This is a genomic window from Halorussus gelatinilyticus (assembly GCF_023238445.1).
In the GTDB taxonomy this organism is placed as follows: domain Archaea; phylum Halobacteriota; class Halobacteria; order Halobacteriales; family Haladaptataceae; genus Halorussus; species Halorussus gelatinilyticus.
This window is the reverse complement of sequence record NZ_CP096658.1, coordinates 584,741-600,239: the sequence shown is the minus strand read 5'-3', so window position 1 is coordinate 600,239 and position 15,499 is coordinate 584,741. Positions and strand designations below refer to the sequence as shown.

General features: G+C 53.7%; 16 protein-coding genes. 8 read left to right on the top strand and 8 right to left on the bottom strand.

Translation table 11 applies throughout. The features are described from left to right. Positions 1-181: 181 nt before the first annotated feature. Entirely contained in the window at positions 182-1,846 is a 1,665-nt protein-coding gene (locus M0R88_RS03110) for an ATP-binding protein (protein ID WP_248655505.1), read from the bottom strand. A 378-nt stretch (positions 1,847-2,224) separates the two neighbouring features. Between M0R88_RS03110 and M0R88_RS03105 the strand changes: the two genes are divergently transcribed. Further along, entirely contained in the window at positions 2,225-2,641 is a 417-nt protein-coding gene (locus M0R88_RS03105) for a hypothetical protein (RefSeq protein WP_248655504.1), read from the top strand. Between the two features lie 70 nt (positions 2,642-2,711). After that, positions 2,712-3,056: a hypothetical protein gene (locus M0R88_RS03100; RefSeq protein ID WP_248655503.1), complete on the top strand. Its 345-nt coding sequence runs from the start codon at positions 2,712-2,714 to the stop codon at positions 3,054-3,056. A gap of 215 nt (positions 3,057-3,271) precedes the next feature. On the opposite strand, the gene M0R88_RS03095 is transcribed toward M0R88_RS03100, so the two are convergent. The 4 genes from M0R88_RS03095 to M0R88_RS03080 all read right to left on the bottom strand — a co-directional run bounded on the left by M0R88_RS03095 (position 3,272) and on the right by M0R88_RS03080 (position 8,150). Next, a complete protein-coding gene (locus tag M0R88_RS03095; RefSeq protein WP_497007285.1) occupies positions 3,272-4,132 on the bottom strand; it encodes a hypothetical protein in 861 nt (286 codons plus the stop codon). Between the two features lie 29 nt (positions 4,133-4,161). Beyond that, a complete protein-coding gene (locus M0R88_RS03090; protein WP_248655501.1) occupies positions 4,162-5,334 on the bottom strand; it encodes a hypothetical protein in 1,173 nt (390 codons plus the stop codon). Between the two features lie 253 nt (positions 5,335-5,587). Then, the gene (locus M0R88_RS03085; RefSeq protein WP_248655500.1) at positions 5,588-7,333 is read right to left on the bottom strand and encodes a hypothetical protein; all 1,746 of its coding nucleotides are present in this window, start codon (positions 7,331-7,333) and stop codon (positions 5,588-5,590) included. Beyond that, positions 7,326-8,150 (bottom strand): ABC transporter ATP-binding protein, encoded by an 825-nt coding sequence (locus M0R88_RS03080; RefSeq protein WP_248655499.1) that lies wholly within the window; start codon positions 8,148-8,150, stop codon positions 7,326-7,328. The genes M0R88_RS03085 and M0R88_RS03080 overlap by 8 nt, the downstream gene beginning before the upstream one ends. A 229-nt stretch (positions 8,151-8,379) precedes the next feature. Here M0R88_RS03080 and M0R88_RS03075 point away from each other — a divergent pair, with 229 nt between their 5' ends. The 3 genes from M0R88_RS03075 (at position 8,380) to M0R88_RS03065 (ending at position 10,402) form a co-directional block, all read left to right on the top strand. Continuing rightward, on the top strand, positions 8,380-8,586 hold the full coding sequence (locus M0R88_RS03075; RefSeq protein WP_248655498.1) for a hypothetical protein: 207 nt from the start codon (positions 8,380-8,382) through the stop codon (positions 8,584-8,586). 136 nt (positions 8,587-8,722) lie between these two features. Then, a complete protein-coding gene (locus tag M0R88_RS03070) occupies positions 8,723-8,905 on the top strand; it encodes a hypothetical protein (protein ID WP_248655497.1) in 183 nt (60 codons plus the stop codon). 618 nt (positions 8,906-9,523) lie between these two features. After that, complete coding sequence (locus tag M0R88_RS03065; protein ID WP_248655496.1) at positions 9,524-10,402, top strand: hypothetical protein; 879 nt, start codon at positions 9,524-9,526, stop codon at positions 10,400-10,402. A 159-nt stretch (positions 10,403-10,561) separates the two neighbouring features. Here M0R88_RS03065 and M0R88_RS18725 read toward each other — a convergent pair whose 3' ends face one another. Beyond that, the gene (locus M0R88_RS18725) at positions 10,562-11,074 is read right to left on the bottom strand and encodes a homing endonuclease associated repeat-containing protein (protein WP_368409370.1); all 513 of its coding nucleotides are present in this window, start codon (positions 11,072-11,074) and stop codon (positions 10,562-10,564) included. Between the two features lie 182 nt (positions 11,075-11,256). On the opposite strand from M0R88_RS18725, the gene M0R88_RS03060 reads away from it, so the two are divergent. After that, a complete protein-coding gene (locus M0R88_RS03060) occupies positions 11,257-11,706 on the top strand; it encodes a MarR family transcriptional regulator (RefSeq protein WP_248655495.1) in 450 nt (149 codons plus the stop codon). Between the two features lie 457 nt (positions 11,707-12,163). Here the strand turns inward: M0R88_RS03060 and M0R88_RS03055 are convergent, their stop codons facing one another. Continuing rightward, a complete protein-coding gene (locus tag M0R88_RS03055; RefSeq protein ID WP_248655494.1) occupies positions 12,164-12,514 on the bottom strand; it encodes a hypothetical protein in 351 nt (116 codons plus the stop codon). 129 nt (positions 12,515-12,643) lie between these two features. On the opposite strand from M0R88_RS03055, the gene M0R88_RS03050 reads away from it, so the two are divergent. Continuing rightward, on the top strand, positions 12,644-12,931 hold the full coding sequence (locus M0R88_RS03050; protein WP_248655493.1) for a restriction endonuclease: 288 nt from the start codon (positions 12,644-12,646) through the stop codon (positions 12,929-12,931). 99 nt (positions 12,932-13,030) lie between these two features. On the opposite strand, the gene M0R88_RS03045 is transcribed toward M0R88_RS03050, so the two are convergent. Beyond that, on the bottom strand, positions 13,031-13,894 hold the full coding sequence (locus M0R88_RS03045) for a hypothetical protein (RefSeq protein ID WP_248655492.1): 864 nt from the start codon (positions 13,892-13,894) through the stop codon (positions 13,031-13,033). 637 nt (positions 13,895-14,531) lie between these two features. On the opposite strand from M0R88_RS03045, the gene M0R88_RS03040 reads away from it, so the two are divergent. Then, positions 14,532-15,254, top strand: coding sequence for a hypothetical protein (locus M0R88_RS03040; RefSeq protein ID WP_248655491.1), 723 nt, complete (start codon positions 14,532-14,534; stop codon positions 15,252-15,254). The last annotated feature ends 245 nt before the right edge of the window (positions 15,255-15,499 follow it).

The window sequence follows — 15,499 nt, the reverse complement described above, 5'->3', positions numbered from 1 at the left end:
GTATAGTTTTTGTGGAGGGGGATGTTTGGGCTCTTAGAAGCTATTTCTTCGATTAAATCGATATTATTCCTGAGGCAGATTCTCGATATTCAGAGTGGTGATTTTTTGCCCACGTAATAGTAGAAGTAGTGTCGCTGACAATCATATCGTTTATATCGGAAAGTGACACTGAGTACTGCTTCTAACGCTCTGCGGATTCGTGTACTGGGAGTTCCACGACGAATATGGAGCCGGTTGGATCGTTGTCTTCGACCCAAACAGCACCGTCAAACTGGTTCATTAACGTGTAGACTAGATAGAGCCCAATCCCGGAACCTGGACTATCAATCCCTTTCTCATCTTTCCCGAAAATTCGCTCTTTCTGTTCGTCCGGAATTCCGGGACCATTATCAGCAACCCGTATCTGGACAGTGTCTCCATCAAGGACTCCAGAGACCGTGATCTTTGGCGTTGATTTGTCGTTGTGTCGGATAGCGTTCCCCAAAAGATTCCGAAACACTGACGACAGCATTTCGTTCGCCTGCACAGTAACTTGTGGAAGTTCTCCCACGATCTCGAAGTGCGCGTCGGAATGTGCTTCTTGGACTGTGGTTAATTCGGTGTCTATCGTATTTCGCAAGTCAATGGGCTTCAATTCCGCAGTACGATTACCTGCGAGCGATTCAACGAAATCGCGTGCAGAGTCGGTTAAGTCAACGACATTCTCGGAACTTTGAATGACGCGTTCGAGTGCCGCTTTCCCGTCTTTGTCCACATGATCTCGTAAGGCTTCTGCCCACCCGAGTACCACAGTCATGTCGTTCCGGATGTCGTGCCGGACAACCCGGTTTAATGCTTCAAGCTGTTCGGTTTTCTCTTCAAGCTGATTGCGGTAGGTCTCTCTATCCGTGACATCGGTGATTGTCACCAGTCGTCCGGTTTCTACTTCTCCTGACAAGAATGGGTTCGTTGAAACCTCATAGTACCGTGTCTCGCCGTTCTCTGTGACGGCGACGACGCCTGGTTCAGAGATGTGGTCGGCGAGCGTGGCGCTGATATCGTCAATGGAGTTGCCAATTGCGTCGGCAAGTGCCGGGAAAATTGCTTCTGCAGCTTGGTTGTAGTCTCGAACTTGGTTCGATTGATCAAGGTAGATTGTCGGTTTAGTCGTCCCACCAGTTAGCCGGATTGCCTCGAAACGATCGAAGTACACGAACAGGGTACCGACGGCGAACACCGCCACACCTGGTGGCTCATACATGAGAGGAAGCAGTGTTTCTACCTGGTCGCTCAGGATAGTAGCGACTGCTGGAACACCCGTAATTCCAAACAGAATGATGAGTGGGCGGCTATCCGTCCCGGTATGGTACAGCCGCTCAGCGAGCATGAAGAACCCGAGCATGATAACCGAGTACGAAAGTCCAAGAACAACCCAGTAGAGTAACTGATGGTTGATTGCAAGATGCGGGAACGGCTGTGTCGTCCACTCAGTCGTGAAGTAGAGGTTGTGTAGCGGGTTCGTGATCTTGAGAACAGTGAAGAAGAGAAAAACGGCTAGTGCCGGATAGAGAAATAGCGTGTTCTGTACGGAGCGTCCGGTGTACTCCGCACAGAAGTAGACCCACGAACCGACTGCGATGAACGCGAAAACGAACCCGGTAATGTACAGCGCGAGTTTGCTTGTCGTCGTTGGTGCAAGCAAGTAGCCGAGATATCCGCCACACCACAGTGCGGAGGATCCGAGAAAGACGGTGAGCGCGTTCCGTGTTCCAGCATGTTGGATTGTTCGTGCGCGCGGAATACTACCAAGACAAGCAACTCCAGAGAGACCAAAGAGTACGACATACGCAAGAAGACTGAGTTCCATATTACCTATGAGTATTTACCAGGTGTCTGTTAGTCGTTTTGATGGTGATTAGAGGACGTTGAAGTACTGGAGACCGGCAATCAGTAGGATGGCGACGATCAAAATGAGTTTCATTACCCAGGGTGGAACGTCTTTCCGAATTCTGAATGCCCAGTCCATACACACGATTGAAGTATTCAGTTATTATAAGCCCTGTAGAAATTCTGTCTGAGGAACTTGGGTGGGTGGCCTACTCTCTAGAAATCCCCTTGGTCACATAGCGTATGAATCGTCCTGTCGTATGTGTGGGAGTATCGCGGAACTGTTGATACACCCATTTGGAACGGTCAGTACAGAGCAAACACCGATCATTAACTTAGACCCAAGAGAAGATATGTTATGGAAGCTGAAGATACCCCCGAAGCAGCCTCACAGGGACTGACAGGAGAGAATGGTTCTATTGCCCTCGAACTGGTAGTCAGCCTTGTTATAACAGGGTGGGTCTGGTTCGAATTGTGGCAGGGGACTGTTCCTTCTATTGAGTACGGAGTTGCTCTTTTGGTTGCCGTGGGCATTGGGCTTGTTCTCGGTATCATTCTCACGTACGTGGACGAGCAGGGAATCGGTCGCAGGTACATGGAAAACAATGTCTCCTTCATTCTCATTATGGCGGTTCTCATCGGCGTCGGTTTTCTTCTCTTCCCTGAGGGGCTATCTGCCTCTAGCGAAATCGGTCTACTTGTACTCGTCTGGTCTAGCGTGGTTGCTCGCGCGTTTTTAGTCTATATTGGCTCTGTTGAGATCCTCAGCAAGTGATATATTTTGACCCAGTCGCGGTCAGTACAGAGGGAATGCTTATCGTCGGTGTTGTTCGATTAGATGACGAATGACCGATTGGGAACGCGTGAAACAGGAACTCCGAGAAGCGGGCTACTCTGGATTCAAGTTCGAAAGTGGAGAGACACCTGTACCGGGTTTATCGGGGGAGTGGGTAGAGGGAGAAATTGCGCGTGAAGGTGGACTAAAACGCGAGAATCAGCCACTTTCAATGAGGATTCTCGATACCCTCTCATTTAGCGGCGGTGCTCTAAACGCTGACCCGAAGTATGCCCCGGAATCCATTCGTAAAATTGCAACTCAACACGGATTGGAAGTCGTGATAATTAGTGTCACTACGGACATGGCCCGTGTTGCACTCTGTGAACCTTCGGAGAGAAACACATCCTCATAGCGGTAGATACGCAGCTCTCATCGACCGGCTGTTTCAGGCGAGAATATATATGAAGAATGGGATTTCAACAGAGCCTCTATATTAGAGACGCCAATTGACCTTCTAATCCCCATATTCGCAACCCAACTTACCGGCTGTTTCACCGCAGATAGTGTCTGACCACAGGAACTCAACAGAGCGACCGAGTCTATCAGAGGAAACTAAACAGAGCCGAATTAGAACTCGCCCAACTTCTTTTGAGCCAGTTCTTCCTCAAGGTCAGCAATAAATTCATCCGCCTTATTCCGAAGAGCCTGGAACGAACTCGATTTCCGGAACCACGCCGGTTGATTGTCCTTCTGCACCTTCCGTAGATGCTCATCTAACCCCTTCTTATTGTACTTATCAAGGAAGTCCTCACCCCACGACCGCAACTCCTTCTTTTTCTCCTCACTCATCGAACCCCAGAGCTTGTGCGACTCAGCCAACAGCTCATCCACGTTGAACGGATCTGAACCATACTCACCCGCCAGTTGAATCGCAGCATTCAGCATATAGATACAGAACTGAGTATGATCCTCATCCTCAGCATCAAACGGATAGTAATCCGTCGGGATGTCCTTCCCATGAGGCACCTCAATCGGGAACGCGTCATCCAGATCGGGTTCTCCAAACCCTTCTGACCCGACGATCTCGATACGAAGGTTCGAATCCCCAACGTGTGCCTCAAACTGCACTGTCGTGAAAGCGAACTCGCTCAAGTCATGGATATCGGCCAGATCACCGAACGAAGAGTATGAGAAGTCGGCACTCAGTTCCTCAGGAGGAACCCCCTGGACAGCCCCCCGAAGCACTAGTTGGTCTGGATTCCGAACGGCTGTTTCGTACCGCTCGTTCTGATGGTCTTTCAGGTGATATGACTTGAAATCCAATAACAAACTGTGGTTGCGCCGATGAGCAGTCAGAATTAAATCCGGCTGAATATAGTCCCCCTTGATAGTGAACCCCGGCTCAATGATGTCCACGGTGTACCCGAGCTTAGCGAGAGTATCCGGGAATCGGTCGTCTAGTTGGCACAAACCAATCCACGCATTCATCTGTACCGTATGAGGCGACAGATAGTACGTCATTGTGCAGTCAGACCAACCTTCGAGTTCGACGGATCACTTCGCTCGCCAAAGGAGGCCTCTGCATCGTAGTACCGCTGGATATTCGAGAAAATCCGCAAGGCAGTGTTCCCACATGCGTCGTCTGGGAGATAGAGGCGAATCCAGTCCCGCTTAATCTCCAGCGTGAAGCTGTCGTTGTTATGGAGATCAGTACCTCGAACCTTGTAGTAGTCGTCCGCAATCCAGGTACCAACCCCCCAGAGTCGCAGTGGTTTCGTGGCCGAGGTAATGCTGTCGGCGAACTCTTTCAGGTTCTCAACCGAGTTGGCGAGATTGATTACTATCGGTGTTCCCTCAATAGATTGGCCTGATGAATGGCGTTCATCCCCCTCAGCCTCGATTTCTCGGATTGGATATCCAATCCGCCCTTCTTCCTCGATCCCTCGAATGAGGTCTGCATAGAGGTCGCGGATGATTTCGACGAACGACAGATGTGCTTGGATGTCATCACCGCCTCTAGTGGTTATCCGACCGTTATTGTCGATCCGCTCAATCACGACTCCCTCCTCCATTTCTCGGCGGATTTTCACCGAGGACAACGACAGGAACCGCTTCAGGTCAGCGTCGCTCAATGCATCCAGCAACCAACTTGTCCCCTTACCCGAGCTCTGAATCGACAGCTCACCAAATGGGAGATGTTCGTCAATATACTCTTCAGAGAAGACGTCCTCAGCATCATAATTAATGCCTGCACCCCGGAATTCGCCAAGCTTAGTGAAGTAACGTTGTAGCTGCGCCGGGAACCAGAGATAATCCAACCCACTTCGCTCCGCCATGATCAAGTCCTCCATCGCGTCCTTCGCTGGTCGGGACTTCTCGATTGAATAGAATGTCCAGAACCGCTCATCCTGACTATCCAAATAGAACGACAGAATTTCCTCTTCGTCTTCATCACTCGAAGTATCGATGAGCACCTCAAACAAGCTGTAATCCACCTTCCCGACAGTCACATGCTCGAATTGTTCCTCAAGCGTGGTGGGTTCAATATTAGTTTCCACAAGGAAGGATTTGAGCATATTCTGTTTGTAGTTCAGCCTCTGCTCCTCCAACAGTTGGTCATATGTTCCTTCTATGACGTGCTGGAAATGCTCGTATAGTTCCCGTCGATCCGTCGGTTCTAGAGGTGGCATAGGTAATTCACGAAATCGTCCCTTGGTTGCCCATTGGCGTATAACGGTTGAAAGGATTTGGCATAGGCCGTAAGTGAAATTCTCGGTGCAGTCGTTTCTGCTAATCTGAGGTATAGATGAGCTGCCCACCAACAGTGAGATCTCCTGTGTGTTCCGGACTGTAGCAGAAAACGGATATACGGCCTGCTAACGATGCATCGACCTACCGGGAACCCAAACCGAGACGGGACATCGAACGTGCTGTCGTGCGCTGTCAGTGTAGTTCGTGGGTCTCGAACCTTCGTATCGCCCCGTTATAGGCACGCCAAGCGACCAGAAGTCCACCGAAAACCAGCAGCATGCCGAATCCACTCCGGAAGGCAGTGAGCGGGAGCCCCTGAATTGTCGCGCCAGCGTCGTTCAGCGACGACGCGAAGGTGGTGAGCACTCCGCCGTTGGCGACCAACCCGAGAATGAATCCCGGAACGTAACCGATCCCAGAGAGCGCCAGCCTCACCAACTCCGGGGCAGCCACGAGTCCAACCAGCGCCGCGCCTGGAAGCCACATCAACACAACGTGAAGCATACCCGCGAACAACCCGGGTGGTCGTACTCCGTCGCTGTTGCCGATGCGGATGGCACTGTAGCGCGGGAACCACATCCCGACGATCGGTGCGAGTGTCGCCCCGACAACGGTGAGGAAGCATCCGATCAGAGTCAGCGCTATCGCCGCCAGTGGTCCGTATCCCCCAACGAGTGCCGTCACAAGCGTGACAGCGGTGACGACAGGCGCGAACAGCAGACTCGGGGCAATGAGTCCGCGGACGAACGCCCGACCTGAAACGGCGGTCAGGGTTGTCGGCAGGACGGCTCCCTCGTCGCCGAATGGATTGAGACCGAACGCAGCGCCGGCGGTCCACCCCAGCAACACGGCGATGGCTGGTCCCAGTATTGCGAGCGAGCCGGTCCCCTGTAGCATCATATTCATTACTGCTGAGCCGCCGCCGAATACCGGGATCAGCAGGAAGTTTAACCGCTGAGGTTCCCGACGGGCTCGTAACAGTGACCATTCAGCAACGTGACGGGTTGGACCGGTGATGAACGGGACGCTGAGGGGGCTGATGGCCCGCTCAAGGGCTCGCTGATCGTCCTCCGTACGGGTGGAGACAGACGTTTTGCCAGTATCAGAAACGGAGATCGACTCGCCAAACCAGAACGAGGTGGCAATATGTTCGGAAAGCCAGCTTCCACCGATGAGCACCACGCTAACCGCGACCACTCCCCCGAGAGCGTGTGTCGATGACCAGCCGATGGGCGTACCAACCGCCAGTAAGTCTGCGAGCCATCCAGTCGGAATCACTCCGAGCATGGCTGGATTGAGCGAGATGGGCAGTTGCGGTAATTGGAAAAGGAAGTAAATGCCGAAAAACAGCATCACAACCGTCCCGCCCAGCACACCCTTGTGACGAGCAACGAACGGCACGTTGGCCACAAGCCATGCAGCACAATACCCCAGCAGGCGACCGGCCGTAACCGCGCTGGCGACGTACAGACTGCCGACCAACGGGACCACCAGAAGAGTCAGTGGTGCACTGAAGGCGTATGCCCCGGCAATGGCGAGGAGAAGGCCAACCGGGAACACATACGTCAGCACTCGCAGGCTCTCGGAGATGATGCCCCCGACGACGGCGGTTCTCGGTGAGACGGTCGTCAGCACGAACGCATCGGCGACCGGTTTACTGTGCGCCGTTGTCGTCCGCTGCGCGAGCATGAACGTCCCAAACACCCAGAGCATGCCGAACATTCCTCTGACAATCCGATTTATCGAGAACTCTATATCCGTCCCCTGGAGTTCCGGAACGAACAGGACCGCAAATCCCGTTAGCATGAGGGTCATGAAACCCACACCGCCAGCCATCAAGATCAGCCGACCAGTGTCTTCCCGAATCGCCCGGACAGAACGCTGATAGTCGAACCAGCCCATCCGAATGGCATGCCCGAACCAGCCCGATTCAGCCATCGGTATTCTCCTCAACGACGCTCTGGGTAGTGGTATCGGCGGCGCTGTCCTCATTGTCCGTCTCTCCTGCGGTTCCGCGCTCGTCGGTCGTGAGTTCGAGGAACGCATCCTCCAGCGAGCGAGTCTCACCAGTCTCTGCGCGGCGTTCGAGATCAGCAGGCGAACCTTCAGCGACCAACTCTCCGTCGTAGAGGATTCCAACCGTGTCAGCGACCTCTTCGACAACAGGGAGGATATGCGTTGAGAGGAAGACGGTCGTTCCCACGTTGGCGAGTTCCGTAATCATCCCTCGGAGCGTCCGTGCAGCGCGTGGATCCAGCCCGGACGTGGGTTCGTCAAGGAAGACCACATCGGGTTCGTGGAGGACAGCCTGTATGTAGGCGGTTTTCTGCCGCATCCCCTTCGAATAGTCCGCGATCCGCGTGTCAGCATCTGTCGTGAGATCCAGTTTGTCGAGAAGTGCATTGATTCGGTCACGTGTCGCTTCCGCGGGGAGATCGCGGAGACCGGCGGCGTATTCGAGCTGTTCGTAGGCCGTCGCCTGGTCGTACAGTGGTGGTTCCTCGGGTAAGTATCCGATGTGGGTGCGGAGACCGTCTCGGTCCGTGATCGAGACGCCAGCAACGGAACCGGTTCCCTTTGTTGGACGTGTAAGCCCGGTTAACATTCGCATCGTCGTGGTTTTCCCTGCGCCGTTCGGCCCGAGAAATCCGTAGACTGACCCACTCGGGATTGAAAGATCTAGACCACTGACGGCAGTAGTATCGCCATATCGCTTTGTTAATCCGTCAGCGAAGATGGCAGGTTGATCGTTCATAGGATAGTGTTTTCACACGCACATCATAACCTTTCTCGTGACGGCTTCCGAAGATAATGGATATTCTGTACTGAGCGATCCGTGAGCTCCTACATTAACCGCAACGGGACGAGATGTATCGAAGTTGCTGAACTAACCGGTCACTACAGATTCGAACTGACCGAAATAGGACTCAGAGACGTTCTCTGCGAACGATAGTTATTTCACTTGAAAACAGACTAATGTGTTTATGGAAATCCGCAAATTGGCCCTTGCTCAGCTTCCTATAGCAGTGGTGGCCTCAATCGCAATCGCGGCTTACAACCTCTATACTGGTGAAATAACTACTCTGGTACCACTTGTTATTGACTTTCTCATAAACACGGTCCTGCTCATCGTCGCCTTCGTCGTTGCCGATGTGGTTTGGGACCGGATGTTTGATAAAGACGGTATGTGAGTGCCCTGTACTTACCGAGGGTTCTCACCAACGGATTCGGAGTGAAACAGCCGCTCAGTAGGTGCGCATATTTAGTGTCAATCCAAAGATAAAGGCTATAACTAATCGTATCCAACTATGTGAGTAGAACATCTGAATGGAGTCACCAGAATCTGGCAGAACGAACGCGAACTCCGACATCGGACGTTCCGTCGCAAGCATTGTTGGAGCAGGAATCATGGGCTACGTTCTTGTTAACATTGAAATTGCAGTTGCTATCATGGCTGGAGGGGTCATTGCTGAACTCATTTACGCCGGATACAAGCGAGTTGTTTCATAATTCTTAACCAGCCAGCGATAGACTCGCACTCAGTACCGAACGATACGTGCTTTACCTGTACTGAGCGATCCGTGAGTTCTCTGTATTGACCAAATCTGATGTGATTGTATCAACCACCGAGGGTTTCAACAGAGTCGCACTGGCACATTCCTTCGACGGTTAGCTTCTTATTGGCCGGAATTTTTCTCTGACAGATGATTCCCAACGTACAGCCCCCGGATTCTTTGGCTATTCAAAGTCCTCTAGCACGCGATAATCCTCGGGTTCTCCCTACTTGGGACAATGATGTTCTCAACAAGCTCAGATACGAATGAGGGTTTATCTGGAATAGGTTCTTGTTGTTATCTAATGCCATATCTCGGGATCCGGAATAGTGAAGAAGTCATTCCACCGCAGGTATCCGACGGTTCTACTGTTCGCTGCCCTACTTGTGACGACAAAATGTATGTCAAAAGTTCACACTACCGGAGTGGGTCGTTCGTATCCCGTCATTTCAGCCACAGCCCAGACACCTCGACCGGTAGTGACGCTGGTGGGAGTGACGGTGGCGGTGGCGGTGGTGAGTGCCCTGGTGAGTCCGACATTCATCACAAAATGAAGGCGATTTCGTACTCTCGATTGGAAGAGGAGTTCCCGGATGCTAACCTGGAGTTGGAAGGACACGTGAACGGGAGGTTCGCTGATGTCCTTCTCACATTCCCTGAGCCCCGATCTCCATACGGGGAAGGTCTCGCAGTCGAAGCGCAGTACATGAACAAAGGAAAGGACATTGAGGGTGTCACAGAACACTACTTCGAGCACTCATACAGTGTAGCATGGCTTGAAGAAGACGACTTCACGACTCACGACGTGGACCTCTCAGGAATACTCACACTGTGGCCGAACGCCCTGCCAAACCGGCGAGAAATGGCCGGGTATTCAGATGTGATCCAGTCACTGTGGAAGGAAACGACTCCATCAGTTGAACTCGAAGTACCGATTCCTGGGGAGTACTGGGAATCGTTCGATCAGTCCGGAGAGTGGATTACCATCGCGGAACGTGACGTAAAGGTTCGTGGGAGCATCCGAATTGTGAAATCACCAACCGGCGAGATCACCTTCGGTGCCTCCAAAGCGACGCACAGCGGTGGTGAAAACCTCCAAGTCCAAGCTCAACCTGGAGACACAGACCATCTTCGAGAGTTTGCAGAGGAGGTTGAATCAGTCGCCTTTGGCGATGCACGCCCAGCACCCGAAGAATGTGACTCCGAATGGCACGACCTCACAACGGCTTGGTTGACCGGTACCGATAATGTCATTGTGTGGTTGTCAGCGACGCTTCCATCACCAACATCCGATGTCGTGCTTCAACTGGGGAAGAAGAACAAGTTGACGGGGTCGTCAGATCGGATCTCGATGAAGATGCAGCCGTGCGCTGTTGATAGCCTCCATGAAATCGCAGATCTACTTGAGAGGACCTTCGCTGTAGAACACGGTGATCAGCCAGTGCTTCAGTGAGAGGTTATCCGGAACTAAGGATCACTCCAAATTGACCAGGTCCCGTTCAATACCGTTGAGCGAGGTATCGTCAGAGTCGCATGTTTTGTGTCGATCGTAACTTGACCACACCTTCCCGGCACGCAACGCAATCCGATCACCGACACGCCACCCCTTCGTTCACGAACCCTCGCGTTCGATAGCCATCGACACGACATCCCCGATATCTGGGAGATTATACCGATCCAAAATCACGTCCACCTCCGGGTCAACACCATCATGATATTCCAAGTGACGTGAGACGAGATTCTTGACACACGGAACCAACCATCCGGGATTCTCAGTCTTCGCCTCCCCCCGGTGAACGTCATCATGGCAGTCCCGGCACAGATAACACCCGACTTCATTCTCACCGTACCGCCAGTGATGGAAATCCAACCCAGTCTCCGAACGCTCACACAATGGACAGGCATCTGGTCGCTCCTGGTATTCCGTCCCTTGCTCTCGTGGTTCGAACCCAGCTGCATTAACCGCGTTCGACCAACTCCCCCACCGGTCCTGATAGGTTTTCGCTCCGTGCTTCCCGTACTCGTTCATATCGCGTTTCAACGGTGGTGACCGGGCAAGTCGTTCAGCTAATCGCCGTATTTCCTCCAGTAATTCTTCATCCGTGTACTTTGGCGGCCGCGGCATTTACTCAGGCATGGTAGGAGAACCATCAAAAACAGTCGTGGTCCACGCAATCACACCACTCCCGAGTTGCGCGCACACGATAGGCCACTGATCAGCCAGAACTCGGGATACTGTGGCGCGGTGTCGTCTGCGATCACCAGTACGCTTATGCGCTACAAATACGTACAAACGCGTACACTCAAATGCCGATCGATCTTCGCAAACATGACCCTGACGACCCGATCACGATCCGGCCAGAGACGAACAAAGCCAAAATAATCAAACTCCTGTACCGCGATACGAATCTCGGATTCACACCTGCGGAAATCCGAGAGAAGCTCGATCTGCCGCGTGGAACCGTGTCCGGGACACTCTCCCGACTCCATGACGAGGGGCTCATCGGGAAAACGAGCGACGGCCTTTACCACGGCCTTGACCACCGCGAGGATCTCCGCCGGTTCGCGCAAAGCCTCGTCTCACTCGACACGATGCTGTCTCGGTATCCTGAAGCTGGGATCGATCCAGACGACGTCGAGCAAACCGGTGCGAGCGCGAAAACGGAAATCCCGAACGACCGCCTGCAGGAACGGGATACACCGCGCGAGGAACCCTCGCCGGAAGAATGGATCGCAGCTGAAAACGACGAGGCGTAACACTCGACCAATCGTTCACAAGCTCTCCTCATGCCGTATTACTACCCGCAAGGCAGTCTGGTATTTGCTCAAGACCCGACCGGCGCGCACACGAATCCGCGCCCGGTGATCGTAGTTTCTGATGTTGACCGACCGTACGTCGAACAGGAAGCGACGGTCGTGTGTCTCAGTACACAGAACGATTACTCGCACGATGTGACGCGGCTCCCGCACGAGTACGTTGACGGCGTCGAATTACGAAAGACAAGTTACGTGATGCCGTGGGCGATCTACACAATCCCGCTCTCATCGATTCGAGATAATCTCCCGTCTGGAGAACTGACGCATGACGGGTTGGAACTCGTTGCGGATACGATCGACGGGATGATTCGCCCATAACGCTGGTCTTCGACTCCGGTATCGTTCCTCACTCCTCTCGACCGGTGTGCATTGCAGCGCTGTACTCCAGTCACCTCATTTATTTGAATTCGGTTGCGAAATCAGTCAGGAATGCTTCCTGGAGTGATTCGACTGCCGTGTCGAACTGGTCGTCGTAGAATTCACCAGCTCCAGCTCCGATGATCCCGGCGTGACGTCCATCGAGGAAAACTAGGGCTTGCGTTGGTTGTACGGTAACTGTTGAATCAGAGGTCGGGATGCCTTCGACGTCGTGCGACTCGGTCGGGTCGCCGTTAAGCACAATCGTCCATTCTGCGTCGTGATGTGTTGCTGGGAACGTGACGATGACTGGTTCATCGAGCGGTGTATCTTCTGTCGGGAGGAACTCGTACAATTGTATGAACGAGTTGGCTGCAGTTTCAACGTCCATCTTGACACGTGATTACAGTCGCGGTGAAATAAACGCTTAGGCGGTATCTCCCAGATCGTTGCCGGGTATGTTGCTCGCTGTGGTTCTGCGCAGATATTTTTACGGTTGTTCGGTGATAGGTTGTGGATAGTGTCGCTCACGGAACTCGAAACTGCGTTGGGGAACGCGTACCCGCAAGACCTGGAGAAGCTCGCTGCTGATCTGCTCGCCGAACGCGGATATGACGTCGCTCCGACCGGGACGAAAGGAACTGACGACGGGATTGACGCGGTACTGCACGACGATGATCGAGACGGGATTCTGCATGTCTCTCGGACGCGTAGCGATCGGCTCCGAGGAAAACTCACAGATGACGCTGCGAAAGCTGCGGGTCACGATCAGGACTATGATTTCTTCGTGTTCGTCAACGCTCGATAAGCACTACGACCAGAGAACGGAACGGCAGAAGGCAGAGCAGCGGAGGAAGTACTTAGACCAGGTGTAGGGCGCGGGCGAGGGCAGGCACCCCAAACCCGCTCACTCCTCAGTGTCCTCCCCCTCTTCTTCGAGACCGTAACGATCGAGATTATCGAGCGCCCGCCCGATCGTTCGAGGAGCCACATCCAATCGCTCCGCAGCCTTCCGCTTCGACAGTTCACGGTCACCATCAGGGCCAGCACGAGCCATCGACAGCACCGCGCGAACCTCATCGTAATTCGCCGCAGTCACCAGCTCACCATCGACATATTCGAAGCCGAGCGGAGCCCGCCCGCGGTCGCGGTCAATCCCGTCCGCCCAGTCACGAACGTCCCGGATCCCCGCCGCGCGCTGCAGTTCGACCCCACCCTTATCCAGCGAGTCCAGCACCCCCAGCACCGCGTCCGCGGAGTCACTGTCAATCTCCACTGCAGTGTCGTTCAGGTGGAGTGTCACGCCACCGTTCACCAGCGTTTCAACCCTGTCCCGGATCTCTGCATGATCCTTACCGAGCGTTCCGATACTGTCAACGACAACGTGGCGAATGTCGTCAGTCTTCTCGCTCACGCTCACACCATTCACGACGTGCCGCCGTTCGGCATCGATCCCCAGCGCAATCCCACCAACGTCGATGGGGACCGCCCGATCGGGCAAGTCGATTTTACCGGACGCGATTTTGTGTCCGGCATCAGCGCGCGTTGCAGAGTCGATCGTTCCTGCGCTCACAATCTGGTTGGCGTGCGCTAAGCACGACCGTACCGACCGCGCCAGCTCTTTCCGAGTTGGTTGGTGAACGATCACGCAGCACTTGTCAATCTCACTGTCACCGTCAGTGTCACTGTCAGTTTCACTGTCAGTGTTACCGAGACTGTCGATATCAGTCAGTTGCATCTGATTCTCATCGGCCAATTCTGCGTCTTTCATCACATGTCAATGTAGTCTCGTCACCACCATAAGTTTTCACAGGGGGTTTCCGCGTAGGTGCGAAAACCATACGCGGAATAGGTGAACCCGTGGCGGAAACCCTACGCGGAAACGAAACAGGTACATGCGGAAACTATGCGCGGAAACGGTTCCGCGCGGATGTCTCAAACCGTTGAGTTTTGAAAACACCGCGCGGTAGCTAAGACGATAAGAGACGCTATAAAGAAACCTAAGTACGCGGAACGGTGTTTGCCAGGGTATAGTACCGCCTCTCACGCCCGGATATGTGTGTTGATGTAGAGGGGGTGGAGGATTTACCTCCCAGGAGTCTGAGACGTTCCAGTGTCACTGCGACGGCACTCATGCGCCGCTGGGCTTCGCAGAGTGTCACGCACCCGCAGTCAGGACACGTGTAACCCCTGCGTGAAAACCACACTGAGATCCCCCTACAAGGAGACATTATACAGTAGCCAGAAAATAACATATGCGCGAGCACCCTCCAGATCCACGGGATCCGAATGACCCGTTCGGACAAAGCAGTAACAGTGGACCCATTCCGCTCACCCGAGTCGGGAATAAAGGATACACTCCCCAACACCTCGCTGAATACGACATCACGCGAGATGAAGCCGAGTTCATGCAGGCAGTCGTGAAGGCGATGAACGGCGAGTTGGACGGGTATAATCTCCGCGAATCGATGTCCTCCACTATCAAAACATTGTACGACATTGACGACGACAAACTGCAGCGGTTGGGATATCTAAAACTCCATACAGGTACTGCGCGAAGACGGTATTACACCGTCACACCGGACGGGCAGAAGGCCGCCCGGATGACGAAGAAGCACGGGTTCAACGTCGGTGATGCTGGTGATGACACCCCGCACCGCGTTGGTGTTGAGCTCACTAGGCAGTACTACGGATCGCGCGATGACGTCCATCGGGTCGAAGTCTCTCCGCGAGAGGACGGAAGCAGGACAGACTTAGTCATCGTCAACACTGACTTCGATCGCATCGCCACAATCGAGGTGGAAGGAGGACGTGTCAGCGCTGACCCTGGGGTGCCTGATGACGTGAGTTCCGGGATTAACGACTATTCGAGTCTCCGGCATGATTATCGTGTTCTGGCGGATGCTGATGGGGAGTCTGTGTGGGTCGTGCGGAATCACGAAGTGGCTGCGAATATGCTCAGGGCGTTGAATGCTGGCGAGTCGATCCCGGTTCACATCGATCGGGAGACACTCAAAGGCATCGAGACTGGGCGCGTGAAGATCGGGGAGTTCAACGACGACCTCGATGCGTTCGATGCACCAGGGCTCGATAGGGTACTGACGTTCCAGCAGCTCCGTAACCGGCTCTAATCTGTTTTTGAGGAAGGGTTGTCCCGCCAGTCACACTCATACGCCGCTGGGCTTCGCAGAGTGTCACGACCCGGCGGTCAGTCACAGTGTCACGCAACCTACCCGGGGTGCAGACGTCGGCGACACAGTCACGATCGACACCAACGAACTTGTCAACGACCAGCCGCTCACACACCGCCAGTGCTCACCCACACCCAAGAGAAAACCTATAACGACAACCCAGAGACCACCCGAGGCATCACACT

Excerpts from the sequence above, each read along its gene's own strand:
- M0R88_RS18725 (WP_368409370.1), bottom strand. The coding sequence starts at position 11,074 with ATGCCGCGGCCGCCAAAGTACACGGATGAAGAATTACTGGAGGAAATA.
- M0R88_RS03095 (WP_497007285.1), bottom strand. The coding sequence starts at position 4,132 with ATGAATGCGTGGATTGGTTTGTGCCAACTAGACGACCGATTCCCGGAT.
- M0R88_RS03090 (WP_248655501.1), bottom strand. The coding sequence starts at position 5,334 with ATGCCACCTCTAGAACCGACGGATCGACGGGAACTATACGAGCATTTC.
- M0R88_RS03105 (WP_248655504.1), top strand. The coding sequence starts at position 2,225 with ATGGAAGCTGAAGATACCCCCGAAGCAGCCTCACAGGGACTGACAGGA.
- M0R88_RS03100 (WP_248655503.1), top strand. The coding sequence starts at position 2,712 with ATGACCGATTGGGAACGCGTGAAACAGGAACTCCGAGAAGCGGGCTAC.
- M0R88_RS03075 (WP_248655498.1), top strand. The coding sequence starts at position 8,380 with ATGGAAATCCGCAAATTGGCCCTTGCTCAGCTTCCTATAGCAGTGGTG.
- M0R88_RS03040 (WP_248655491.1), top strand. The coding sequence starts at position 14,532 with ATGCAGGCAGTCGTGAAGGCGATGAACGGCGAGTTGGACGGGTATAAT.
- M0R88_RS03110 (WP_248655505.1), bottom strand. The coding sequence starts at position 1,846 with ATGGAACTCAGTCTTCTTGCGTATGTCGTACTCTTTGGTCTCTCTGGA.
- M0R88_RS03060 (WP_248655495.1), top strand. The coding sequence starts at position 11,257 with ATGCCGATCGATCTTCGCAAACATGACCCTGACGACCCGATCACGATC.
- M0R88_RS03070 (WP_248655497.1), top strand. The coding sequence starts at position 8,723 with ATGGAGTCACCAGAATCTGGCAGAACGAACGCGAACTCCGACATCGGA.
- M0R88_RS03085 (WP_248655500.1), bottom strand. The coding sequence starts at position 7,333 with ATGGCTGAATCGGGCTGGTTCGGGCATGCCATTCGGATGGGCTGGTTC.
- M0R88_RS03055 (WP_248655494.1), bottom strand. The coding sequence starts at position 12,514 with ATGGACGTTGAAACTGCAGCCAACTCGTTCATACAATTGTACGAGTTC.
- M0R88_RS03080 (WP_248655499.1), bottom strand. The coding sequence starts at position 8,150 with ATGAACGATCAACCTGCCATCTTCGCTGACGGATTAACAAAGCGATAT.
- M0R88_RS03045 (WP_248655492.1), bottom strand. The coding sequence starts at position 13,894 with ATGAAAGACGCAGAATTGGCCGATGAGAATCAGATGCAACTGACTGAT.